Below are 22843 nucleotides of genomic sequence, written 5' to 3'. Positions count from 1 at the left end.
CTCGCCAACCCCCTTGCAGGGGGCAACACCAGCGGCCCGACAAAGCCGGTTCCGCGGTGTTCCTGGATTCATCGCCCACCGCCCCACCGCCCCACCGCCCCATCGCGATGACGCCGATGTGACAATCGGCACATCTTGGACCCACTGAACGAATCCCTTTTCGACGCCCAGGCGCTGGAAGCGCCCGCCGAGCTGGCCTCGGCGCTCGCCCCGCCGGCAGCGCCGGGCCACTTCGACGAGCTGCGCGGGGCCGCGACGCCAATCGCGACCCCGCGCGTTGGCGGGCCCTCCCAGCCGGCGCCGCTGTACGAGGCTTCGTCCGCGCCACCCGCGGTGCATGCTGAAGAGGCCTCTGCGCGCGAGCGCCCGCCGCTGGCGCCCGCCTGGGCCGATTTCTTCGAGCAGCTGGGCGCCGCCGGCTTCAACGACCTGCCGCGGCGCGCGGTCAGCCTCGAGCGGCAGATCCGCGACAACGGCGTCACCTACAACGTGTACGCCGATGCCGACGGCCCGCAGCGCCCTTGGTCGCTCGACCTCTTCCCGCTGATCGTCTCGCCCGAGAGCTGGGCCCAGATCGAGGCCGGCGTGCTGCAGCGCACGCGCCTGCTCGACCGCGTGATGGCCGACGTCTACGGGCCGCAGCAGCTGCTGGCCGAGGGCCTCTTGCCGCCCGCGCTGGTGCACGGCCATCCGGGCTACCTGCGCGCGATGCACGGCGTCAAGCCGCCCGGCGACACCTGGCTGCACATCGCCGCCTTCGACCTGGCGCGCGGACCCGACGGCAACTGGTGGGTGGTGTCGCAGCGCACACAGGCACCCTCGGGCCTGGGCTACCTGCTCGAGAACCGGCTCGCGATCGCGCGCCAGTTTCCGCAGGCCTTCGAAGCGCTGCACGTGCAGCGCCTGGCCGCGACCTACCACGCGATGATGGAAGGCCTGCAGCACATGTGCCCCGCCGGCCAGCCGCCGCACATCGCGCTGCTCACGCCCGGGCCCTACAACGAAACCTATTTCGAGCACGCCTACCTCTCGCGCTACCTCGGCGTCACGCTGGTCGAAGGCAGCGACCTCACGGTGCGCGACCAGCGCCTCTACCTCAAGACGCTGCAGGGCCTGCGGCCGGTGCACGGGCTGATCAAGCGGCTCGACGACCAGTACCTCGACCCGCTCGAACTGCGGCCCGACTCCACGCTCGGCGTGCCGGGCCTGCTGCAGGCGATCCGCGCCGGCAACGTGCTGGTGGCCAACATGCCGGGCTCGGCTTTCCTGGAGTCGCCCGCCCTGCTCGGCTTCCTGCCGGCGCTGGCGCGCCGCCTGATCGGCGAGAAGCTGCGGCTGCCGGCCCTGCCCACCTGGTGGTGCGGCGAACGCGCCGCCATGGAAGCGGTGCTGCCGCAGCTCGACAGCTGCGCGATCAAGTCCACCTACCCCGGCGACGATTCCCACACCAGCTTCGACGCCGTGCTCGGCAGCCGCATGGGACGCCGCGCGCTCGACGAATGGGCCGGGCGCATCGTGCGCCAGGGCGACGAGCACACGGTGCAGAGCTACCTGCCGCTGTCGCAGATGCCGACCTGGACCCAGGACCTCGGCCCCGGCCACATCGCGCCGCGCTCGGTGCTGCTGCGGGTGTTCGCGGTGAGCGACGGCGCAAAGTCGTGGCGGGTGCTGCCCGGCGGCCTGGCGCGGCTCGCGGGCGCCGATGCGCAGATCGCCTCGATGCAGCGCGGCGGCAGCAGCGCCGACGTCTGGGTGCAGACCCACGGTGAGGTCGACCGCACCACGCTGCTGCAGTCGCATGCGACGCCGGCCTCGCTCGCGCGACACCGTGCGCCGGTCACCAGCCGCGCGGCAGAGAACATGTTCTGGCTCGGCCGCTACACCGAGCGTGCCGAGAACGCGGTGCGCCTCGCGCGGCTCACGCTCGACCTCCTCGGCGGCGAAGACCAGTCCTCGCCGGCGCTCCTGGCCTGGCTGCATCGCCTGGCGCTGCGCAATGCGCTGGTGCCGCGCGATGTGCCGACCATCCCGAAGTCGCGCCGCGTGTTCGAACGCGCATTGATCGCGGAGCTGGGCGACGTCGAAAAGGGCGGCAGCGTCGGCTACAGCCTGCGCTGCGTGCGCGAGGCCGCGGCCGCGGTGCGCGAGCGGCTGTCGCAGGACAACTGGAACCAGATCGTGCGCGCCGAAGCCGAATTCCTGCGCCGCTCCGCCGAGCAGGCCGGCGAAAAGGGCGAAGGCAGCTACGCGAGCGCCGGGGCGCTGCGCATGCTCGAATCGACCAGCGCCGCGCTCGCCGCAATGACCGGCGCCCAGACCGATCGCATGACGCGCGACGACGCCTGGCGGCTGCTCTCGATCGGCCGCCACATCGAGCGGCTCGGCTTTCTCTCCAGTTCGCTGGGGGCCGGTCTCGAGATCGGTTCGGTGCACGAGATGAGCGGCTTCGAGGCCATGGTTGCGCTGTTCGACAGCACCATCACCTTCCACGCGCGCTATCAGCAGCGGCGCGATGTCGCGACCCTGGTCGACCTGCTGGTGCAGGACGGCGACAACCCGCGTTCGCTGGCCTGGGTCACGCAAACGCTGCGCGGCCGCATCGCGCGGCTGGCGGGCAGCGCGCCGGGCAAGCTCACCGCCCTCTCGCACGAGCTGCCCGATCCGGCCACGTGGACACTCGAACATCTCTGCGAAGCCGGACTCGACGGACGCCATCCCGCGCTCGAGGATGTGCTCGAAAACTGCGAGACCGCGGCCTACCATGTGTCGGACGCCATCGGCATCCGCTACTTCACCCTCACGTCCGAGTCGCTGCGTTCGGTCGGTGCCTGATCATGTTGCTCCACGTCACCCACGAAACGCGTTATGCGTACACGCCGCCGGTCGAGACCGCGCAGCATCTCGCGCACCTGAAGCCGTTGGCGACCGGCTCGCAGCGACTGGTGAGCCATGCGCTGGCGATCAGCCCCAAGCCCGCGCAGCGCGGCGAGTCGCCCGACGTCTACGGCAACACGCGCGCTTTCTTCGCGCTCGATTCGACGCACGAGGAACTGGTGGTCACGGCCGAGAGCGTGGTCGAGACCGGCCCGCCGGTGCTGTCGCCGGCGGCCTCGCTCGAGCTGCCCTGGGAAGAGGTGCGCGAGCGCTTCCGCTACGCCAAGGATCTGCCCTTCGATCCGGCCTCCGAATTCGTCTTCGCTTCGCGCTACGTGCCGCGGCACGACGACTTCGCCGCCTACGCGCGGCCCAGCTTCGCGCCCGGCCGTCCGGTGTTCGACGCGGCCATGGACCTCACGCTGCGCATGTACCGCGACTTCGTCTACGACACCGAGAGCACCGAGATCAGCACGCCGGCGATCGAGGCGCTGGCGCAACGCCATGGCGTGTGCCAGGACTTCGCCCACATCATGATCGCCTGCTTCCGCACGCTGGGCCTGCCAGCGCGCTACGTGAGCGGCTACCTGTTGACGCAGCCGCCGCCCGGCCGCCCGCGGCTGGTCGGCGCCGACGCCTCGCATGCCTGGGTCTCGGTCTACCTGCCCGGCGCCGACGGACCCGGCGACTGGGCCGAATTCGATCCGACCAACGGCCGCCAACCCGGCGAGGACTACGTGGCGCTGGCCATCGGCCGCGACTATTCCGACGTTTCGCCGATGCGCGGCGTGCTGCACGGCGGCGCGCGCCACACGCTCGACGTCGGCGTCACGGTGCAGCCGCTCGAAGAGCTGCGGGCCGAGGCGCAGCAAGCGGCGCTGTCGCAAGCGCAGACACCGACGCAATCACAATCTCAATCTCAATCTCAATCTCAATCGCAATCCCAACAAGACGAGGATCCTTCATGAGTGTTTACGACAAACTTTCCAGCCTCGGCATCACGCTGCCACCGGTCTCGGCCCCCGCCGCCGCCTATGTGCCCTATGTGCAGACCGGCAAGCTGGTGTTCCTCTCCGGCCATATCGCCAAGAAGGACGGCAAGCCCTGGGTCGGCCAACTCGGCGCGACGCTCGGCACCGAAGAAGGCAAGCAGGCTGCGCGCGCGATCGCGATCGACCTGCTCGGCACGCTGCAGGCCGCCATCGGCGACCTGAACAAGGTCAAGCGCATCGTCAAGGTGATGAGCCTGGTCAACTCGGTCGGCACTTTCACCGAGCAGCACCTGGTGACCAATGGCGCCAGCGAATTCTTCGCCGAGGTCTTCGGCCCCGAGAAAGGCGCGCATGCGCGCAGCGCCTTCGGCGTGGCGCAGATCCCGATGGGTGCCTGCGTCGAAATCGAGCTGATCGCGGAAGTCGAGTGACGCCGCGGGAGGCGGCGCCCTCGCCGTCAAGCCGCTGACCGCACCTCCGGCCGCGGCCCGCGGCCCAGCATGGCGACCACGGCCGTGGCCACCAGCACCAGCGCGGCGCTCAGGAGCATGGTGCTCGAGATGCCGTAGCCGTCGACCGTCACGCCACCGATCAGCGCGCCCGACGCGATGGCGACCTGGAATCCGCTCACCAGCAGCGCCTGCCCGGCCTCCTGCGCGTCGGGCACGGCTTCCATCATCCAGGCAGTCAGCGAGACCGGGATCAGACCGAAGGCCACACCCCAGACGACCACCACGGCTGCGCCGGCCACGATCCCGCTGCCGGCCACCGTCGACAGCAGCAGCGCCGCGGCGAGCAGCATCGTCGCCAGCAGCGTGGTGCCGCGCACGCTGCGCGCCACCACGCTGCCGCCGACGAAGGTGCCGATGAAGCCGGTCGCGCCATAGACCAGCAGCAGCGCCGTCACCGCGCCCGGCGCCAGCCCGAAGGTCTGCTGCAGCAGCGGCGTGAGGTAGGTGTAGGCCGCGAAATGCCCGGCGATCAGGAACAGCACCGCCAGCAATCCGACCTGCGCCATGCGGCGCGTGAGCGGCGTCAGCAGGTCGCGCGGGCGAATGGCGCGCGCCGGCGGCATCGCCGGCAGCAGCCAGATCTGCGCTGCCAGCACGACCGCCGCGAGCAGCCCCGTCACCGCGAAGGCCGCACGCCAGCCAGCGAAGTTGCTGATGAAGGCGCCGGCCGGCACGCCGAACACGGTGGCCGCCGAAACGCCTGCCAGCACGAGCGACATGGCGCGCGCCTTCGAAACATCCGGCACCAACTGCGTGGCGGCGCCCGGCGCAAAGGTCCAGAAGCCGCCGATGCAAAGGCCGAGCAGGAAACGCGCGACCAGCATGGTCGCGAAGTTCGGCGCGAAGGCGGCCAGCAGGTTGGATGCAACCAGCAGCACGGAGAGCGCAATCATCACGGTCCGCCGGTCGAGACGGCCCGAGGCGACGATCAGCGCCGGCCCGGCGAAGGCGGCCAGCACGCCCGGCATCGTGACCATAAGGCCGGCCGTGCCGTCGGTGACGTTCATGCCGGCGGCGATGTCCGTCAGCAAGCCGATCGGCAGGAATTCCGTCGTGACCATCGAGAAGGTGCCGACGGCGATGGAGCCGACCGCGAGCCAGGCGGAACGGGGGGTTTCGGTGGTTTCAGAGACGGAGGGCAGCGCATCGGCGCATGAGGTGCAGGGTGCATTCATGGATGGAGAAGCCTTGGAAGGAGCCGCGGCGCGGTGCGTCGAGGCTTGTTGCAGTGCGAGGTGGTGAGTTTGAAGCCGCATCGACGGCGTCAAAGGCCCCCAGGGGAAGTTCTCCGTTTCCCCTTTGCCAACAATCGAAAACGTCAGGCCGAACCCGACGAACCTCGCACAACCAGCTCGCCAGGCAGCAGCAGCTGCCGCGGTGGCCCTTCGAGGCCGCGCAGGCGTTCGATCAGGCAGGTCGCCGCGGCGCGGCCGATGGCGTCGGTGGGTTGCGCGATGGCGCTGAGGCCCGGTCCGATCAAGGGCGCCCATTCTGGATCGTCGAAGCCCACGAAGCCGAGTTCCTCGCCGAAGCGCCAGCCCAGGCGCGCCATGGCCGAGGCCACACGCAAGGTCACGACCGCATTGCCGGCCAGCACTGCCGCACGCCGCCCGCGCTTGGCTCGCTTGTGCAGGGCGCGCAGCGCGGCATCGAGCGCATCGCCGTCGTCGCCGGTGCTCTCGAACACCTGGCCCGCGACGCGCGGCTCGTGGGCCGCGATGCAGTCGCCAAAAGCGGCGGTGCGCTCGCGCCGCGAGCTCACGCCCTTCAGCGGCTCGGTGATGTAGAGCAGCTCGCGGTACCCGCCCTCGACGAGGTGGCCGCAGGCGGCCTGCATTGCCGCGGGGTTGTCCAGCGACACGAAGTCGGTGTGCATGCCGGCATGGCGGCGATCCACCAGCACCGCGGGCTTGCCATGCAGCGCGTCGGCATCGATCAGCCCTGCGCCGCGGCCCAGCGTGTTGAGGATGAAGCCGTCCACCTGGTAGCCCGCGAGCGCATCGATGGCCTCGCGCTCGCGGTCGATGTCGTTGCCGAGGTTGAACAGCATGACCAGGTAGCCGGCGTCCTGGCAGGCCTTCTCAGCGCCGCGCAGCACCGCGACCGAATAGGGGTTGGTGATGTCAGCCACGATCAGGCCGATCAGGCGCGAGCGGCCGTGGCTCAGGGCCTGCGCCATCGGGCTCGGCGTGTAAGCCAGCTGGGCCACCGCGGCCTCGACGCGTGCCGCGATGTCGGGGCTCAGCAGGCGCTCGCGGTGGTTGAGAAAGCGCGAGACGGTGGCCTTGGAGACGCCCGCCGCCTTGGCGACGTCTGCAATCGTTGCTTTGGCCGGGCGCTGCATGGGCGGTCGCGCGTTCAAGCGAAGGCCGTGTCGTAGACCGCCGCCGGCCGCTCGCCCGCGAGCGCTTGCAGCAGGTTGGTGGTGGCCAGTTCGGCCATCGCATGCCGCGTCTCGTGCGTGGCGGAGCCGATGTGCGGCAGCGGCGTCACGCGCGGATGGGTGGCGAACGGCGAATCCACGGGCAGCGGCTCGGTCGCGAACACGTCGAGGCCGGCGGCGCGCAAGCTGCCCTGGTCGAGCGCGGCGAGCAGCGCGTGTTCCTGCACGGTGGCGCCGCGGCCGCCGTTGATGAAGATGGCGCCCGGCTTCATGAGAGCGAACACGCGCTCGTCGATCATGCCGCGCGTGCTGTCCGACAGCGGCAGCATCGCGACCACGAAGTCGGCGCGCGCCAGCAGATCGTCGAGCGGCGTGTGCATCGCGCGCCCCAGCAGCTCCGGCGACTGAGCAGCCAGATCGACCGGGCGCCTCGCGTGGTAGAGCACCGGCATGCCGAAGCCCAGAGCGGCACGGCGCGCGATGGCCTGCCCGATGCGGCCGAAGCCCAGCAGGCCCAGCGTCTTGCCGTGCACGTCGAAGCCGAACAGATCCTCGCCGATGTTCCCGGTCCAGCGGCCCTCGCGCACGAGGTTGGAGAGCTCGACCACGCGGCGGCTGGTTGCCATCAGCAGCGCGAACACGGTGTCGGCCACCGTCTCGTCGAGCACGCCGGGCGTGTGGCACAGCATGATGCCGCGCGCATGCAGGGCAGCCAGCGCGTAGTTGTCGACGCCGACCGAAACGCTGGAGATCACTTCGAGCTTGGGCGCGCATTCGAGCAGCGCATCGTCCACCGGATAGCTCGAACCGATCAGCCCCTGGGCCAGCGGCAGCGCGGCCTCGAAGGCCTCGCGCTCGGCCGCGATGCGCGGATTGGCGACCATGACCTCGTGCACCGCCTGCAGGCGGGCGAGCTGGTCGTCAGGCAGTTCGCGAAAGACCAACACCTTCTTGCGCATCACAGCCTCGCTTCGTTCAATTGCGCCCGCGTCGGCAGGCCTTCGGTATCGCCCAGCACCTGCACGGCGCGGGCGCCGATCCAGGCAGCGCGGCGCACCGCCTCGGGCACCGTCCTGCCTTCCAGCAGCGCGCTGACCACGCCGACCGCGAAGCCGTCGCCGGCGCCCACGGTATCGATCACCTGCGCCACCGGGAAACCGTCGATACGCCCGGTGCCGGCCACATCGCTGTCATAGTAGGCGCCCTCGGCGCCGAGCTTGACCACCACCAGCTTCGCGCCGAGCCCGCGATAGAAATGCGCCACGCCTTCGGGCGTCGTCTCGCCGGTGAGCAGCAGGCCCTCTTCCACGCCGGGCAGCACCCAGTCGGCGCGGGCCGCGAGGTCGTTGATCGAACGCCGCATCACCTCGGTCGACGCCCACAGCGTGGGCCGCAGGTTGGGATCGAAGGAGATCGTGCGGCCGGCCGCGCGCATCACCTCCATGGTCTTGATCGCGGCCTGCAGGCTGGTGTCGGAGATGGCCGCGAACACGCCGGTCGCATGCAGGTGCCGCGCGGAGCGCAGCCAGGCCTCGTCAACATCGGCCGGGCCCATGTGGCTCGCGGCCGAACCCTTGCGGTGGTATTCCACCGGCGGGTCGCTGCCGTCGGTCACGCGGCCCTTGAACTGGAAGCCGGTGCGCTGCGTCGGGTCGCTGATCACGTGCGAGCAATCGATGCCTTCGCCCTGCATGGTGGCGAGCAGCGCGCGGCCCATCGAATCGGTGCCGAGCCGGCTGGCCCAGCCGACCTTGAGGCCCAAACGCGCGAGGCCGATCGCGACATTGGTTTCGGCACCGGCCGTGCGCTTGTGGAAGGCGGTGGCGTTCTCGATCGGGCCAGGCTGGTCGGCCACCAGCAAGAGCATGGCCTCGCCGAAGAGCGCGACGTCGAAGGCAGGGTTTGTCATGTTCGCAATGCTCGGATATGCGCAATCTGGTCGCGCGTGATGGCGAGCAAATCGTCGCCGATCAGAGGGTATTCGATTGCGTGCGGCACCTCGGCCGGCAAGGCGCGCAGCACGGCGCGCCAGGGCGCGGCGGATTCGGCCAGCGGCACCGCGACCCATTTGGCCGGCAGGCGCTGAACCCCCTTGCAATGCACGTAGCGCACGCGCGGGGCCAGCGCCTGGGCCGCCTGCAGCGGGCATTCGCCGATCCAGTGCCAGTTGCCTATGTCGAAGGTCATGCCGAGATCGAGCCCGGCATGGTCGGCCGCATCGAAGAAGCTTTGCAGCGCGGGCAGCGTGCCGGCCGACACGGTCTGGTCGTTCTCGATCACGAGTTCGATCGGCGTCTCGGCAAGCCGCGAGCGCAGGCCGGCCAGCGCGCCGTGCGAGGACGCGCGAAAGTCGCCGATGGCCATCTTGAGCCGGCGCGCGCCCAGCATGGTCGCGGCGGCGAGGCCGCGCGCGAGTGCAGCGCTGTCGAGCAAGCCACCCTCGGCCCAGAGACCTTCGGGACTGGAGTAGACCGAAGCAAGGCCCGCGAGCGCAGGCAGTTCGGCCGCAGGATCGCGCAGCAATTCGCCGCGCACCTCGACGCTGTCGGCGCCGGCCGCCATGGCCAGTTGCGCACACCACAGCTGGCCGTGCCGCCCCACCTCGGCCGCGCCGAAGGACGACAGAGAGATCAGTACTTGAGGCATCGCTCAGTGTGCTTGATGCGAGCTGAGAATTTGGCCGAGGAATTGGCGCGTCTTCTCGTGCTTCGGGCTGCCGAAGAACTCGCCCGGCGGCGCCTGTTCGACGATCTTGCCGTCGGCCATGAAGATCACGCGGTCGGCCACGCTGCGCGCAAAGCCCATCTCGTGCGTGACGCACAGCATGGTCATGCCGTCCTCGGCCAGGCCGATCATGGTGTCGAGCACCTCCTTGACCATCTCGGGATCCAGCGCCGAAGTGGGCTCGTCGAACAGCATGATCTTGGGCGACATGCACAGCGCACGCGCGATCGCCACGCGCTGCTGCTGGCCGCCGGACAGCTGGCTCGGGTACTTGTGCGCCTGCTCGGGAATGCGCACGCGCGTGAGGTACTTCATCGCCACCTCCTCGGCCTCTTCCTTGCTCATGCCGCGCGAGCGCATCGGCGCCAGCGTGCAGTTCTGCAGGATCGTGAGGTGCGGGAACAGGTTGAACTGCTGGAACACCATGCCGACCTCGGCGCGCACCGCGTCGACGTTCTTGCCGCCGGCGGTGAGCTCGATGCCGTCGACCACGATCTCGCCCTTCTGCACCGTCTCTAGCCGGTTGATGCAGCGGATCAACGTCGACTTGCCCGAACCCGATGGCCCGCAGATCACGATGCGTTCGCCGGTGCGCACCGAGAGATCGATGTCGGTCAGCACCTGGAAAGTGCCGTACCACTTGTTCACCGCCTCGAGCCGGATGATCGAATCCGTGCCGGCGTGGGTCGTGACTGCGTCCGTCATGGGGCTTAGTTCAATTTCGGCAGATCGGTCTGGAGCCACTTGTTGTAAAGCTTGTTGAGCTCGCCGTTGGCCGTGTTCTTCTGCACGAACTCGTTCACGTTCTTCAGCAGGTCGTCCTGGCCCGGGCGCATCGCCACCGCCATGGCCTGCTGCACCAGCGTGAACTTGTTTTCGAAGGTCTTGGGCGGCACCCGCTTGGCGATCTGCGCCGCCACCGTGACGGAGCAGCCGATCGCATCGACCTGGCCCGACATCAGCGCCTGCATGGCCGAGGCGTCGTCGTCGAAGCGGCGGATCTCGGTGCCTTCGGGCGCGGCCTTGGTCACCGCCACGTCCTGCGTGCTGGCGCGGGCCACGCCCACGCGCTGGCCCTTCAGGTCGGCCGCGCTCTTGATGTTGGCGCCGGTCTTGCCGTAGAGCACGATGGTCGCGGCCGCGTAGGGCTGCGAGAACTGCACCTGCTTGGCACGTTCGGGCGTCACGGCCAGCGAGGCGACCAGCAGGTCGACCTTGTTGGTGAGCAGGAAGGGAATGCGGTTCGGGCCGGTGACCGGCACGATGTTGGCTTTCACGCCCCAGTCTTTGGCCAGCAGCTTGGCGACGTCGGCGTCGTAGCCGTCGGGTTCGTTCTTGGCATTGGTCGTGCCGTAGGGCGGGAAGTCGACCAGCATGCCGATCGTGATCTCGCCCTTCTTCTTGGTGTCGGCCATGGTCTGGGCCGATGCGAAGGGTGCGAAGGCGGTCAGTGCGGCGCCGAGGCCGAGCGCTGCGACGGCCGCACGGCGGGTGGTGAAGAAGGTCATGTCGAAGTCTCCTGGGTTGAGGACAGAAACGAAAAGAGAAACAAGCTCAGCGCGCGAGCGCCCGGGCGCGCCGGCGTTCCATGCGCGCGGCCGCCAGCGACAGCGGCCAGCAGATGACGAAGTAGATCGCCGCCACTGTCGTGAACACGTAGAGCGGCTGGAAGGTCGCGTTGTTGATGATCTGGCCGGCGCGCGTGATCTCGGTGAAGCCGATGATCGCGGCCAGCGAAGTGCCCTTGATGATCTGCACCACGTAGCCCACGGTCGGCGGCAACGCGATCTTGAAGGCCTGCGGCAGCACCACGTCGCGCATGCGGCTCGCGTAGCCGAGGTTGAGCGCCTGTGCTGCCTCCCACTGGCCGCGCGGAATGGCCTCGATGCAGCCGCGCCAGATCTCGCCGAGGAAGGCCGCGCTGTTGAGGACGAGCGCCACGCCGGCCGCGATCCACGGGTTGATATCGAAGCCGAGCACCGGCGCGCCGAAGAAGATCAGGAAGAGCTGCAGCAACAGCGGCGTGCCCTGGAAGATCTGGATGAAGCCGGTGGAAAGAAGACGCGCGGTCTTGCTGTCCGAGGTGCGGGCCAGCGCGATCACGAGCCCGAGGATGGCGCCGCCTACGAAGGCGATCAGCGACAGCGCCAGCGTCCACTTGGCCGCTTCAAGGATGAACAGGAACTCTGGATAACCGAAGGTACGCATGGTGGTCAGCGCCGATCCGGATAGTTGAGGGTGCGCCGGTAAATCAGCTTGAACAGCGCCGAGAACGCGAGCGCCAGCGCCAGGTAGATGGCGGCGACCACGATGTAGATCTCGAAGCTGCGGAAGGTCTGCGACTGCAGGTTGGCGGCGACCGAGGTCAGGTCGTCGGCCGAGATCACCGACACCACCGCCGAGCTCAGCATCAGCAAAATGAACTGGCTGGTGAGCGCAGGGTAGATGGCCTTGAGCGCCGGCTTGATGATGACGAAGCGGAAGATTTCCCAGGGCTTGAGGTTGAGCGCCCTGCCCGCCTCGATCTGGCCCTTGGGAATCGACTCGATGCCGGCGCGGACGATCTCGGCCGCATAGGCGCCGAGGTTGACCACCATCGCGGTGAGCGCGGCCGTGTAGGGCGACCAGCGCAGCCCGATGGCCGGCAGCGCGAAGAAAAAGAAGAACAGCTGCACCAGGAAGGGCGTGTTGCGGATCACCTCGATGTACGCGTTCACGATGAAGCGCAGCCAGCCCGGCCCCGAGGTCTTGCCCCAGGCGCAGAAGATGGCCACCACCAGACCCAGCAGCGTGGCGACGAGCGAGAGCTGGATGGTGATCCAGGTGCCTTTCAAGAGCAGCGGCCACGCGGCAAAGACAGCGTCGAACTGGAATTGGTAGTTCACGGGGGAGACAAGTTCGGGATGGTGCATCCCGCTCTGGAGACAAGACTTCGATACGAGGGAACGAAGTGTATGAAACCGGTTTCAGCACCACATCAGGGATTTCCCCTAGTCGGCCTTCTGCCTACACTCGCACGATGCTGACCACCACCCTGCCGGACACCGCGACACGGGGCGAAAGTGCGGGCGCCGCGCCCACCGTGCGCCATCTGCGCCAGGCCCTGTTGTGGCCCCTGCGGCTGATGCCGACGACGCAGCCCCGCCACGCGCACCGCAGCCCCTGGGACGTGCTGCACGAGCTCGGCGACGCTTCTCCCTGGCGCGAGGAGATCGACGAGTACACGGGCGACAGCGAGCGCTTCCACGAGCGCCACTACAACGAGTTCGTGAGCTTCCTGCCCTACGTGCAGCGCTTCCTCTACGGCGAAGGCCGCGCGCGGCGCCAGTCCGGGGGCCCCGACGGCGGCGACTCGCCGATGCGCATTTTCCGCCGGCGCGACATCGCCGCCGTGCGCGTGGTGGCCCGGCCCGGCGATGCGCCCGTCGTGCTGCAGGTGGTGCATGTCGACCTGTACTTCTTCTACGACGTCGACGTGGTGCTGCTCAACATGGAGGTCGGCGCCGACGACCTGAGCCTGCCGCTGGCGCAGGAAATCCTCTACCGCTTCGGCCGCGCCTATCCCGGCGGCTGGGATGCCCAGGGCGCTGCGCTGCATTGCATGCATAGCGTCGAGTGGCTGGGCAGCGACGGCAGCGTGCTTTCGAGTTCCGACGTGCAGAACCGCGAGGCCTTTCTCTCGCACGTGGCCGAGCACCGCGCGCCGCGCATTGCTGCGCACTGGGCCTGGCTGATGCAGCCGCTGGTGAGCGACCATTCGGAGCAGCCGGGCGAGCTGCGCTTCCGCCAGCTCGAGTACTACCGCATGCCGGTGATGGCCTACCTCTCGCTCGACGACCCGCGCCGGCTCTCGCGCAACGACTTCGTCCGCCTGGCCCTGGTCACGGGCGCGGCCGAGCCTGCGGTCGGCGGCGCCGGCCCCCTGCCTTATGCCGAAGAGCACGTGGCCGACTTCGAGCAGAAATACTGCTACGACCGCTTCTGGGTCGATGCCGGCGCCGCGCCCAACACGCGCTACATGTGCAACGGCCGCGCGCTCATCGTGGTCGGCGACGCGCACTCCGAATTCTTCTGCTGCCGCGACCGCGGCGTGCTGGCGCAGTTCCGGCACCAGCACTTCCTGCTGTTCCTGATCGCGCATTTCCAGAAGGCCGCGCTGCTGATGTTCTCCGATCGCCTGGTCGAGGCGCTGCGCATGCTCAACATACACGACGTGGCCAGCGTCAAGCGTTTCAAGCGCGCGATCCGCAGTAGCTTCGAGGGCTTTCTTCGCTTCACGCACCGCTACTGGTTCCACGAGATCTCGGAACAGGCGCAGGTGCGCGCGCTGTCGCACCTGTGCACCACGCACCTCGGGCTCGATCCGCTCTACGAGGAGGTCAAGGTGCGCATCGCCGACATGAACACGTATCTCGACGCCGACAGCCTGCGCCGCCAGGCCAACACGGTGGTGCGGCTCACGGTGGTCACGCTGTTCGGCCTGATCGGCACCATCACCACCGGCTTCCTCGGCATGAACCTGCTGGCCGAGGCCGAGGCGCCGCTGGCGCGCAAGCTGGTGTGGTTTGCCGTGGTGGGCGTGCTGACCACCTGCCTCACGGTCTACACCATGGTCAAGTCGAAGCGGCTGTCGGACTTTCTGGATGCGCTCTCGGACGAGCGCCATACCTTCCGCACCAAGCTGGCGGTGCTGATGCGGGTCTGGCGGCCGGGGTCGGACTAGAAGGGCCTGTTAACAGGCCCTAAGCTCGGAGCGAATGTTCCGCTGCACGACGGGTTTCATCAGCCCGCCGACGCGTCCTTGCTCCGCGGCAGCCACACCTCGATCGCGCCGGGCGCCGCCTTGATCGAGCGCGGCAGCAGCTTGATGACCCAGGGCTGGCCGGTCGGCGAGGCGGCGGTCTGGACCAGGGCCTGCGCGCAGGCGCGCGCCGTCTCGTCGCGGATGATCACGCTGGGCTCGGGATGGCCGGTGGGCGGCGAGCGTCCGGCCCGGCGCGAGGTGCTGAGCACGTCCTCCATCGGCGGCACCGAAGCGCCCAGCGCGCGCCAGGGTCCGCGCCACGCGCGGGCCTTGTCGCGCAGCGCGGAGCCGTAGGTCTGGATGTAGACCACGGTGTCGTTGCACACGCCGGCGGGCGGCGGCGCGACTGCGGCGGGCGCGGGAGGCGAGCCGTTCGCCGGCGCTTCGCCGTTCTGGGCTGGCCGCGGCATGTAGGGCGGCTGCGCCCCCTGCACGACTGGCGGCGGCGCGGCGGCGACCTGCACGTCGGGCGGCCCGGTGAGCCTATCGCGCAGCCACACCACCACCGGCCAGGGCTCAGGCAAGGTGCCGCTGCAGTTCTGCTTGGAACCCGTCTGCCCGGAGTAGTCGCGCGCCCAGTAGCGCGGCGCGCACGCCGGCGCCTGCGTCGGCTGCAGGCAGTCGATGCCGTTGCCGGGGTCGAGCAGACGCGCGCAGGCCGGCGTGCGCTGCTCGGGCGCTTCGTTGGTGCAGGCCTGTTTGGCATCGTCGACGATGCGCACCGAGAGCCGGAACTTCGCCATGAAGTTCTCGCTGCCGTCGCGGCACAGCAGATCGCCGGTGCGCAGCAGCTCGGCGGCCAGCAGCGCCGGCGCTTCGCTGGTCGTGGTGGCGCCGGCGCGCAGGCGGGCCCAGAGTTCGGTGAGGTCCTTGAACGCGCTGTTCTCGGCCTTCTGCGTCTCGGCACGCTGCACGCGCCAGCTGTCGATGCCCTGCCAGGCCGCGACGCCGAAGGTGGCGGCCGTGCCGAGCCCGACCGATGCGGTCACGGCGCCGGCCTTCATCACGCGGGCCTGCAGCCGGCTCATCGCGCCGGCCGTGGGTGCGGCGGCGCCGTCGTTGTCGTCGCTGTCGGCGTCAGCCGCACGCGCCGCCGGCTGCGCCTGGCCGTCGTCGGGCACGAAGAGCCCGGGCGCGCCCATCGCCACCTGGTCGAGCATCTCGCCTTCGAGGCGCGAGCCGATCTCGGCGCCGAGCCGGAAGTAGCTCTCCCATTGGGCCTCGTCGAAGAACTGGTCGGTGGTCGGCTGCTGCGGAAAGAGCGGATTGGCAGCCTTGAAATTCACCAGGTCGACCGGCAGCGCCGCCGAGACGTTGGGCTTGACCAGTACGATCTGCCCCGTCGCGCCGCTCGCATAGCGCACCTGCGCCAGCGCCAGGCAGGCCTGGCTGTGGGGCGAGGCAAGATCGTTGAGCGAGCCGAAGGCGCCCAGGTGCGCCCAGTCGGCGCCGGGCCGCGGCTTCATGAAGGTGATCTCGGCGTCGAGGTCGATGCGGGCGCGCCGAATCAGGATCTCGAGGTCGCAGAAGCGGTACTCCGGATCGGCGCCGCAATCCGCGATCACGATCAGCGAGGCCTGCTGCCGCAGCAGCGCGTAGGCGCCAGTGTTCTCGAAATGGCCGCCGTCGCTCAGGTACCAGTTGGCCGAGCTGCTGCCGGGAAAGGCGCCGAAGCATTCGAGCAGCATGAAGCGCGTCTTCATCAGGAGCGGGCTGGCATGCACGGCGGCGCCGCGCTGCACGATGCCGGCTTCGGCGCTGTTCCACCAGTAGCCGAGCCTGAGGCCCGCGAACACCGACAGCGCCGCGATGCCGCGCTTGGTGAGCCGGCCGAGCCCGGGCGCGAAGGCCGCGCCCGAGATCGCCGTCCATGCGCCAAGCGTGAGCGCGCCGTCGCCATGCGCCTGCGCCCAGTTGGCGCCGCCGGCCTGCATCCAGCCCAGCGGGCCGATCGTGAGCGGCTGGCTCTTGCGGTCGCGGTTGAACAGGCGCTGCTTGGGGTCGTGCGTCTGGTTGATGCAGACGTTGGCCAGGTGCACCGGTCCGCCATGCAGGTGCGGCGCATAGCGAAGCTGCGAGATGTCGTCGCGCGCATCGACCTCGCCGACCGGCACCCGCGGCGGCTCGAGGCCCGAGACCGCGTCCGTCGGGCTGGCGCCCAGGCGCTTGGCGTTGGCGGCACCGAGGTAGCCGCGCACGATGCGCGCCTTGTAGAACATGTGCAGCGAGGAGACGTTGAGAAAGCCGAAGTTGCGTCCGGTGACCAGCGCATAGCTGCCGACGATCACGGCGATGGTGCCGAGCCAGACCCAGCCGCGCGAGAAGTCCAGCCCCTCGGGCGTGAACACCGGCAGCAGCACCACCGAATAGACCACGCCGACCCACCAGGCCGCGAGGCAGAAGGCCAGCAGCAGGCCGAACAGGCTGGCGAGCGTCAGCATCAGCGTCTTGCCGATGCCGGGCGCCTGGCGCTTCTGCGACAACAGCATCGGCAGCACGCCGCGCAGCGCCGCTGCCACGATCAGCAGCGCCGCGCCGTAGGAAGCACGCTCCCGCTGGGTTTCGGCCGCGAGCCACCAGGCGCTGCGGTCGAGCAGGCCCAGCATCACGATCAGCAATGCCGAGTTGATCACCGCGGCGAGCCCCTCCGTCAGCTCGTTGCGCAGCTGCGCCGGCGTGCGCTTGCTGCTGCGCCACAGCACCCACAGCAGCGCGACCACCCAGCACAGCGCGAAGGCCACGAAGGTGGGCGCGAGCCAGAGCGGCCCGCTGTAGTGCCGCACCAGCCGCGGCCCGATCCAGCAGGCGCCGGCGCCGAGCGCGCACCACATCGCCACCTGCAGCAGCACCGACGAGGTGGACGGCTTGTCGCGCACCGACCAGTAGGCGCAGGCCAGCACCACCGATGCGATGAAGGGACCGACCAGCGTGAACCACAGCGTGGGCCACTGCGTCGACCATTGCACCAGCAGGCGCACCGACTGCACGCTTGCGAGATCGGTCACGCCGGCCTGCGCGTCCGAGGGCAGGCTGTTGAGGTCCACGGCACGGAACACCGTGTCCCACAGCAGCAGGTTGATGGCGGCCAGCACCATGCCGATCAGGCCCGCGGCGATCGCGATCTCGATATGCGTGCCCAGCAGGTTGCGCAGGTAGAGCGCGCTGGCGAACAGCGTGTCGCGCAGCCCGCCCGGAATGAGGTAGCGGCCGTTGCTGCGCAGCCACCAGCCAAAGCGCGCGCGATCGACGTCGCCGAGCGCACGCTCGATGTCGCGCACCTCGTCGGCCGATTTCGCTTCGGTACAGAGCCGGCCCAGGGTGGCGCCGATGTAGCCGCCGCCCGAGACGGTCGAGACCAGGTCGAACTTGAGCAGTTGCCGGCGCGCGGCCAGCGCCTTCATCAGTCCCAGGCAGAAGGTGGCGCTGCGGATGCCGCCGCCCGACAGGGCCAGGCCCCAGGGCCTGCGGCCGTCGTCGACGCCCGCCAGCGCCTTGCGGCGCGTTGCCACCAGCTCTTGGATGGTGTCGTCCATGCGGCTCCTCGTCGTTCCGCGTGGAATATTTCACGCTTGGCGAGGGGTATCAATGCCGCAAATGGTCTATGCCGGAATGCAAGTCATTTGGTTAAGCTCGCGGCGATGACAGCCGACACCCTCTGCAGAAGCCTTCTCCTGGCCGCGGCCTGCGGCCTCATGGCCGCTTGCGCCAGCACCTCCACCGGCGCCTGCGAAACGCCCTATGCGGCATCGCCGCAGTTCAATGGCTGCAGCTTTCAGAATCCGCCGAATCCGCAGGCCCTGCCCTCCGCGAGCCCGTGGAAGATCTGGTCGCGCTTCATCGCGGGCACCAAGAACGGCACCGTGCCGGTCGACCCGATTCCAGTGCGCGCCGTCACCACCGCGCAACTCGACGCCCTGGATCCGCAGGGCACCCATGTGATCCGCCTCGGCCACTCCTCCCACCTGCTCAAGCTGCGCGGCAAGTACTGGCTGATCGACCCGGTGTTCAGCGAGCGCAGTTCGCCCTTCCAGTGGATCGGGCCCCGGCGCTTCCACCAGCCGCCGCTCACGCTCGAGCAGCTGCCGCCGATCGAGGGGCTGATCCTCTCGCACGACCACTACGACCACCTCGACGTGGCGACCATCGAGTACCTGGCGCAGCGCGTGCAGCGCTATTTCGTGCCGCTGGGCGTGCGCGCTCGCGTGATCGAGATGGGCGTGCCGGCCGAGCGCGTGGCCGAGTTCGACTGGTGGCAGGCCGCGGAGCACGACGGCGTCGGCCTCACGGCGACGCCGGCGCAGCATTTCTCGGGCCGCACGCTGAACGACCGCAACAAGACGCTGTGGGCCTCCTGGGTCATCCAGAGCGGCGGCGAGCGCATCTTCTACAGCGGCGACTCGGGCTACTTCCCCGGCTTCAGGCAGATCGGCGAGCGCTTCGGCGGCTTCGACCTGGCCTTGATGGAAAACGGCGCCTACGACAGCTACTGGCCTTCGGTGCACATGACGCCCGAACAGAGCGTGCAGGCCTTCCAGGACCTGCGCGGCAAGATGCTCTACGTGGTGCACAACAGCACCTTCGACCTGGCCTTCCACACCTGGCGCGACCCGCTGGACCGCATTGCCGACCTCTCGCAGGCGAAGAAGATCGAGCTTGCGACGCCGGAGATCGGCGAGGTGCTGACGGTGGGACGGCCGCGCACGAACGTGCGCTGGTGGGAAAGCCTGAGGTAGGCCCCATCCCAAACCGTTCGTGCTGAGCTTGGCCTGTCCTGAGCCGGTCGAAGGTCGAAGCCGGTACCAGGCATCGACAAGCTCAGCCCGAACGGTTATTGGCCCGCTCTCTCGCGCGCCGCACCTGCCGGCTCTGGCCCGCCTCCGCCGCGCGCCGCTCCCGCTCCCGGCGCGCATCGCGCCGGCGCTTGCCGAGCCAGCGCGCGAGCAGGAAGCTGCAGGCGCAGCTGATGACGAGAACGAAGATGCCGAGGGCGCCGAATTCCATGCTCAGAGCACCCGCACGATGCTCGTCGGCTTGAAGCCGAGATCGGCCGCCTTGCCCTTGCGCGCGCGGCTGGCGCGAGCGTTGTTGAGCGTGCGGATCTCCAGCGTCTCCTCGCGTTCCTTGCCGCCGCGGCCGATACCTTCGATCTTCACGCTGCGCGTGTAGGCCGCGGCGCCGGCGAGCGTGTCCTTGGCGTCGAGGTCGATCAGCATGAGCCCGCGGCCGCCCTTGGGCAGCGCCTTCATCTCGAGGATCTCGAAGGTCAGGATGCGTCCGCCCGTCGAGGCGCAGGCCACGTGCGTCGCCGGCGGCATCGGCTCGGCACCGCTCGCGCCGCCGACCAGCGAGGGCCGGGTGAGCTGCTCGCCCTCGCCCACGTCGACGAAGGCCTTGCCGCCGCGCTGGCGCGACATCATGTTCTCGACCGAGGCGATGAAGCCGTAGCCGCCCGTGTTGGCGAGCAACAGCGCCGCCCCGGGCGGTCCCGCGAAGTAGTGCGCCACGTGCGTGCCGCTGTCGAGATCGATCAGCGTCGTGACCGGCTGGCCGTCGCCGCGCCCGCCCGGCAGCGAGGCCACGGGCACGGTGTAGACGCGCACGGTCTTGTCCTTGGCGGTGCCGAAGACCAGCAAGGTGTCGACCGAACGGCACTCGAAGGCGCCGTAGAGCGCATCGCCGGACTTGAAGCTGTACTCGGGTGCGGCCGCACCCGCGGCGCGCTCGCTGGCCCAGCCCTTCTGCGTGCGGACCCAGCCCTTCTGAGAGACGATCACCGTCACCGGCTCGTCGACCACGCGCACTTCGGCGACGGCGCGCTTCTCGGCCTGGATCAGCGTGCGGCGCGGGTCCTCGAAGCTCTTCGCGTCCTGTTCGATCTCCTTCACCAGCAGGCGGCGCAGCGCCGCCGGGCTCGCGAGGATGTCCTCGAGCTTCTTCTGCTCCTCGCGCAGACCCTTGAGCTCCTGCTCGATCTTGATGGCCTCCAGCCGCGCCAATTGGCGCAGGCGGATCTCGAGGATGTCCTCGGCCTGCCGCTCGCTCAAATCGAAGCGCGCGATCAGCGCCGCTTTCGGATCCTCGGCCGCACGGATGATCGCGATCACCTCGTCGATGTTGAGCAGCACCAGCTGCCGGCCTTCGAGGATGTGGATGCGGTCCTGCACCTTGCCCAGGCGATGGCGCGAGCGCTTCTCGACCGTGATCTCGCGGAAGGCGATCCACTCGTTGAGCATCTGGCGCAGCGACTTCTGCGTCGGCTTGCCGTCGATGCCGACCATCGTGAGATTGATCGGCGAGGAGCTTTCGAGCGAGGTCTGCGCCAGCAGCGTGGTGATGAACTCCTCCTGGCTGATGCGCGAGGTCTTGGGCTCGAACACCAGGCGCACGGCCGCATCCTTGCTCGACTCGTCGCGCACCACGTCGAGCACCGAGAGCACGGCCGCCTTCAGCTGCGTCTGCTCGGCCGTGAGCGCCTTCTTGCCGGCACGGATCTTGGGATTGGTGAGCTCCTCGATCTCTTCCAGCACCTTCTGCGTACTCACGCCCGGCGGCAACTCGTTGACCACCAGCTGCCACTGGCCGCGTGCGAGCTCCTCGATCTTCCAGCGCGCGCGCACCTTGAGCGAGCCGCGGCCGGTGCGATAGGCCTCGGCGATGTCGGCCGCGCCGCTGATGATCTGCGCGCCGCCCGGATAGTCGGGGCCGGGCACCAGCGCGAACAGCTCTTCCTCGCTGAGCTTGCCGTTCGACTTGATCAGCGCCACGCAGGCGTCTGCGATCTCGCGCAGGTTGTGGCTCGGGATCTCGGTGGCCAGGCCGACCGCGATGCCGCTCGCGCCGTTGAGCAGCGTGAAGGGCAGCCGCGCGGGCAGCAGTCGCGGCTCCTCGGTCGAGCCGTCGTAGTTGGGGATGAAATCGACCGTGCCCTCGTCGATCTCGTCGAGCAGCAGGCTGGTGATGCGCGCCAGCCGCGCCTCCGTGTAGCGCATCGCCGCGGCGCCGTCGCCGTCGCGGCTGCCGAAGTTGCCCTGGCCGTCGACCAGCGGATAGCGCTGCGAGAAATCCTGCGCCATGCGCACCAGCGCGTCGTAGGCGGCCTGGTCGCTGTGCGGATGGAAGCGGCCCAGCACGTCGCCGACCACGCGCGCGCTCTTGACCGGCTTGGCACCGACAGTGCCGTTGGCGCCGCCGAAGCCCAGGCCCATGCGCGACATCGAATAAAGAATGCGCCGCTGCACCGGCTTCTGGCCGTCGCTGACGTCGGGCAGCGCGCGGCCCTTGACCACGCTGAGCGCGTATTCGAGGTAGGCGGTCTGCGCGTAGTCGGCCAGCGTGAGGGCGTTGTCGCCTTCGTCGGCAGGGCCTAGGAGATCGAGCGGGGGTTGGGAGTCCATGAAGAAAAGAGAGAAGAAAAAAGAGTTGCAGGCCGTCGCGCGCGAGCGCGCTCAGCCCAGTGTGAATGCCTCGTGCACCGCCGATTGCACGCTGCCGCCCAGCACCGCGCCGCCGCCCGCGACGTAGATCCAGTCGCCGATCACGGCCGCGCCCACCGCATGGCGCGGCGTGGGCATGGGCGCATGGCGCTGCCAGCTGTCGGCCACCGGATCGTAGCTTTCCATCTGGCCGAAGACCCTGGCCAGGCGCGGCACGCCGCCGGCCAGGAAGCCGCCCTCGCCGCCCATGGCATAGAGGCGGCCGCGATAGACCACCAGGCCATGGCCCGAGCGCGCGGTGGGCAGCGGCGCGCGCAACTCCCAGGTGTCGCGCGCCGGCAGATAGACGTGGTGCAGTTCGGTGTTGTATTCGAAGGTGTTGAAGCGCCCGCCGATCACGTGGATCTGGCCGTTGTGCGCAATGCAGCCCACATGGTCGCGCGCGCCGGGCAGCGGTTTGCGCGAGGACCAGCGGTCGGCCTGGGGGTCGTAGACCTCGTGCCAGCCCACGCTGGCGCGTTCGGCCGCGGGCTCGGACGCGCCGCCGATCAGGTGGATGGCGCCACCCTGCACCACAGCGGCCGCGGCGCCTCGCGGGCGCGGCAGCGGCGCGATGGCGGTCCAGCGGTTGGCCGCGATCTCATAGACGTAGGCGTTGGCGTCCGAGCGCCGGTTCTGCTCGACGAAGCCGCCGAGGGCATAGACGCGCCCGCCCTCGGCCGCCACCGCGACGTGGTTGGCGCCGCGCGGCAGCGGCGCGCCGTCGAGCCAGCGGTCGGCGGCCGGATCGTAGATGTGGTGGTAGTCGCGGTTGACCGCGCCTTCGCCGTAGCCCCCGACCACGTGCATGCGGCCTTGCGCGGCCGTGGCCCAGGCCATCTCGCTGCGCGGGATCGGCAGGGCCGCGCGCGGCACCCAGCGGCCCGGCGCGCCGGCCGGCGCCGGGCTGTCGGTGACGCGCTGTGCCTCTTGCTCCGGCGTCATGTGGTGCGGCACGCCGCCCTGCAGCCTGGCGTAGGGTTCGGCCGAGGACGGGGCCACGGGCAGATGGTGCTGCGCGCGCGCCGCACCGGTCGTGGCGGCCAGCGCGGTGGCGAGAACGAAGTTTCGGCGCTGCATCG

Annotated in this window: 18 protein-coding genes; 5 read left to right on the top strand and 13 right to left on the bottom strand. The window is 69.5% G+C overall.

The window, feature by feature from the left end; genetic code table 11:
- The first annotated feature begins 144 nt into the window (after positions 1–144).
- From ACSQ89_RS10600 to ACSQ89_RS10590, 3 genes are read left to right on the top strand one after another with little or no spacing between them, the layout of a single operon-like run.
- A complete protein-coding gene (locus tag ACSQ89_RS10600; protein ID WP_436290822.1) occupies positions 145–2832 on the top strand; it encodes a circularly permuted type 2 ATP-grasp protein in 2688 nt (895 codons plus the stop codon).
- Positions 2833–2834: 2 nt separating this feature from the next.
- The gene (locus ACSQ89_RS10595; RefSeq protein ID WP_436290573.1) at positions 2835–3842 is read left to right on the top strand and encodes a transglutaminase family protein; all 1008 of its coding nucleotides are present in this window, start codon (positions 2835–2837) and stop codon (positions 3840–3842) included.
- Complete coding sequence (locus tag ACSQ89_RS10590; RefSeq protein ID WP_436290574.1) at positions 3839–4297, top strand: RidA family protein; 459 nt, start codon at positions 3839–3841, stop codon at positions 4295–4297. The genes ACSQ89_RS10595 and ACSQ89_RS10590 overlap by 4 nt, the downstream gene beginning before the upstream one ends.
- Positions 4298–4323: 26 nt before the next feature.
- Here the strand turns inward: ACSQ89_RS10590 and ACSQ89_RS10585 are convergent, their stop codons facing one another.
- The 9 genes from ACSQ89_RS10585 to ACSQ89_RS10545 all read right to left on the bottom strand — a co-directional run bounded on the left by ACSQ89_RS10585 (position 4324) and on the right by ACSQ89_RS10545 (position 12370).
- Positions 4324–5553, bottom strand: coding sequence for an MFS transporter (locus ACSQ89_RS10585; protein ID WP_436290575.1), 1230 nt, complete (start codon positions 5551–5553; stop codon positions 4324–4326).
- A 143-nt stretch (positions 5554–5696) separates the two neighbouring features.
- Positions 5697–6722, bottom strand: a complete 1026-nt coding sequence (locus ACSQ89_RS10580; protein WP_436290576.1) for a LacI family DNA-binding transcriptional regulator — start codon at positions 6720–6722, stop codon at positions 5697–5699.
- Between the two features lie 14 nt (positions 6723–6736).
- Positions 6737–7720, bottom strand: a complete 984-nt coding sequence (locus ACSQ89_RS10575; protein ID WP_436290577.1) for a 2-hydroxyacid dehydrogenase — start codon at positions 7718–7720, stop codon at positions 6737–6739.
- Positions 7720–8670 carry a sugar kinase gene (locus tag ACSQ89_RS10570; RefSeq protein ID WP_436290578.1) on the bottom strand — a complete coding sequence of 317 codons (951 nt, stop codon included), beginning with the start codon at positions 8668–8670 and terminating at the stop codon, positions 7720–7722. Before ACSQ89_RS10570 ends, ACSQ89_RS10575 begins: the two co-directional genes overlap by 1 nt.
- On the bottom strand, positions 8667–9407 hold the full coding sequence (locus ACSQ89_RS10565) for a sugar phosphate isomerase/epimerase family protein (RefSeq protein WP_436290579.1): 741 nt from the start codon (positions 9405–9407) through the stop codon (positions 8667–8669). Before ACSQ89_RS10565 ends, ACSQ89_RS10570 begins: the two co-directional genes overlap by 4 nt.
- A 3-nt stretch (positions 9408–9410) precedes the next feature.
- A complete protein-coding gene (locus ACSQ89_RS10560) occupies positions 9411–10190 on the bottom strand; it encodes an amino acid ABC transporter ATP-binding protein (RefSeq protein WP_436290580.1) in 780 nt (259 codons plus the stop codon).
- Between the two features lie 5 nt (positions 10191–10195).
- Positions 10196–10993: a transporter substrate-binding domain-containing protein gene (locus tag ACSQ89_RS10555; protein WP_436290581.1), complete on the bottom strand. Its 798-nt coding sequence runs from the start codon at positions 10991–10993 to the stop codon at positions 10196–10198.
- 46 nt (positions 10994–11039) lie between these two features.
- Positions 11040–11693 carry an amino acid ABC transporter permease gene (locus ACSQ89_RS10550; RefSeq protein WP_093102599.1) on the bottom strand — a complete coding sequence of 218 codons (654 nt, stop codon included), beginning with the start codon at positions 11691–11693 and terminating at the stop codon, positions 11040–11042.
- 5 nt (positions 11694–11698) lie between these two features.
- Positions 11699–12370, bottom strand: coding sequence for an amino acid ABC transporter permease (locus ACSQ89_RS10545; protein ID WP_093102689.1), 672 nt, complete (start codon positions 12368–12370; stop codon positions 11699–11701).
- Positions 12371–12504: 134 nt separating this feature from the next.
- Between ACSQ89_RS10545 and ACSQ89_RS10540 the strand changes: the two genes are divergently transcribed.
- Positions 12505–14208: a hypothetical protein gene (locus tag ACSQ89_RS10540; protein WP_436290582.1), complete on the top strand. Its 1704-nt coding sequence runs from the start codon at positions 12505–12507 to the stop codon at positions 14206–14208.
- 59 nt (positions 14209–14267) lie between these two features.
- On the opposite strand, the gene ACSQ89_RS10535 is transcribed toward ACSQ89_RS10540, so the two are convergent.
- A complete protein-coding gene (locus ACSQ89_RS10535) occupies positions 14268–17822 on the bottom strand; it encodes a patatin-like phospholipase family protein (RefSeq protein WP_436290583.1) in 3555 nt (1184 codons plus the stop codon).
- A gap of 105 nt (positions 17823–17927) precedes the next feature.
- Here ACSQ89_RS10535 and ACSQ89_RS10530 point away from each other — a divergent pair, with 105 nt between their 5' ends.
- A complete protein-coding gene (locus ACSQ89_RS10530) occupies positions 17928–19022 on the top strand; it encodes an MBL fold metallo-hydrolase (protein WP_093102593.1) in 1095 nt (364 codons plus the stop codon).
- 82 nt (positions 19023–19104) lie between these two features.
- On the opposite strand, the gene ACSQ89_RS10525 is transcribed toward ACSQ89_RS10530, so the two are convergent.
- Genes ACSQ89_RS10525 through ACSQ89_RS10515 form a run of 3 tightly spaced genes read right to left on the bottom strand, consistent with a single transcriptional unit; the run spans position 19105 to position 22841 of the window.
- Entirely contained in the window at positions 19105–19290 is a 186-nt protein-coding gene (locus ACSQ89_RS10525) for a hypothetical protein (RefSeq protein ID WP_093102591.1), read from the bottom strand.
- A gap of 2 nt (positions 19291–19292) precedes the next feature.
- Complete coding sequence (gene parC, locus ACSQ89_RS10520) at positions 19293–21683, bottom strand: DNA topoisomerase IV subunit A (RefSeq protein WP_093102589.1); 2391 nt, start codon at positions 21681–21683, stop codon at positions 19293–19295.
- A gap of 51 nt (positions 21684–21734) precedes the next feature.
- Positions 21735–22841 carry a Kelch repeat-containing protein gene (locus ACSQ89_RS10515; RefSeq protein ID WP_436290584.1) on the bottom strand — a complete coding sequence of 369 codons (1107 nt, stop codon included), beginning with the start codon at positions 22839–22841 and terminating at the stop codon, positions 21735–21737.
- Positions 22842–22843 lie beyond the last annotated feature (2 nt).

This window comes from Variovorax sp. LjRoot175, assembly GCF_964253805.1.
Lineage (GTDB): Bacteria > Pseudomonadota > Gammaproteobacteria > Burkholderiales > Burkholderiaceae_C > Variovorax.
Note: the sequence above shows the minus strand (reverse complement) of the source record. Positions and strands in the feature narration are given on the sequence as shown.

What these genes read in the sequence shown, in the direction of transcription:
- ACSQ89_RS10540 (WP_436290582.1), top strand. Translation starts at nt 12,505, where the DNA reads ATGCTGACCACCACCCTGCCGGACACCGCGACACGGGGCGAAAGTGCG.
- ACSQ89_RS10575 (WP_436290577.1), bottom strand. Translation starts at nt 7,720, where the DNA reads ATGCGCAAGAAGGTGTTGGTCTTTCGCGAACTGCCTGACGACCAGCTC.
- ACSQ89_RS10595 (WP_436290573.1), top strand. Translation starts at nt 2,835, where the DNA reads ATGTTGCTCCACGTCACCCACGAAACGCGTTATGCGTACACGCCGCCG.
- ACSQ89_RS10515 (WP_436290584.1), bottom strand. Translation starts at nt 22,841, where the DNA reads ATGCAGCGCCGAAACTTCGTTCTCGCCACCGCGCTGGCCGCCACGACC.
- ACSQ89_RS10555 (WP_436290581.1), bottom strand. Translation starts at nt 10,993, where the DNA reads ATGACCTTCTTCACCACCCGCCGTGCGGCCGTCGCAGCGCTCGGCCTC.
- ACSQ89_RS10565 (WP_436290579.1), bottom strand. Translation starts at nt 9,407, where the DNA reads ATGCCTCAAGTACTGATCTCTCTGTCGTCCTTCGGCGCGGCCGAGGTG.
- ACSQ89_RS10590 (WP_436290574.1), top strand. Translation starts at nt 3,839, where the DNA reads ATGAGTGTTTACGACAAACTTTCCAGCCTCGGCATCACGCTGCCACCG.
- ACSQ89_RS10585 (WP_436290575.1), bottom strand. Translation starts at nt 5,553, where the DNA reads ATGAATGCACCCTGCACCTCATGCGCCGATGCGCTGCCCTCCGTCTCT.
- ACSQ89_RS10525 (WP_093102591.1), bottom strand. Translation starts at nt 19,290, where the DNA reads ATGGAATTCGGCGCCCTCGGCATCTTCGTTCTCGTCATCAGCTGCGCC.
- ACSQ89_RS10560 (WP_436290580.1), bottom strand. Translation starts at nt 10,190, where the DNA reads ATGACGGACGCAGTCACGACCCACGCCGGCACGGATTCGATCATCCGG.
- parC (WP_093102589.1), bottom strand. Translation starts at nt 21,683, where the DNA reads ATGGACTCCCAACCCCCGCTCGATCTCCTAGGCCCTGCCGACGAAGGC.
- ACSQ89_RS10550 (WP_093102599.1), bottom strand. Translation starts at nt 11,693, where the DNA reads ATGCGTACCTTCGGTTATCCAGAGTTCCTGTTCATCCTTGAAGCGGCC.
- ACSQ89_RS10535 (WP_436290583.1), bottom strand. Translation starts at nt 17,822, where the DNA reads ATGGACGACACCATCCAAGAGCTGGTGGCAACGCGCCGCAAGGCGCTG.
- ACSQ89_RS10570 (WP_436290578.1), bottom strand. Translation starts at nt 8,670, where the DNA reads ATGACAAACCCTGCCTTCGACGTCGCGCTCTTCGGCGAGGCCATGCTC.
- ACSQ89_RS10580 (WP_436290576.1), bottom strand. Translation starts at nt 6,722, where the DNA reads ATGCAGCGCCCGGCCAAAGCAACGATTGCAGACGTCGCCAAGGCGGCG.
- ACSQ89_RS10530 (WP_093102593.1), top strand. Translation starts at nt 17,928, where the DNA reads ATGACAGCCGACACCCTCTGCAGAAGCCTTCTCCTGGCCGCGGCCTGC.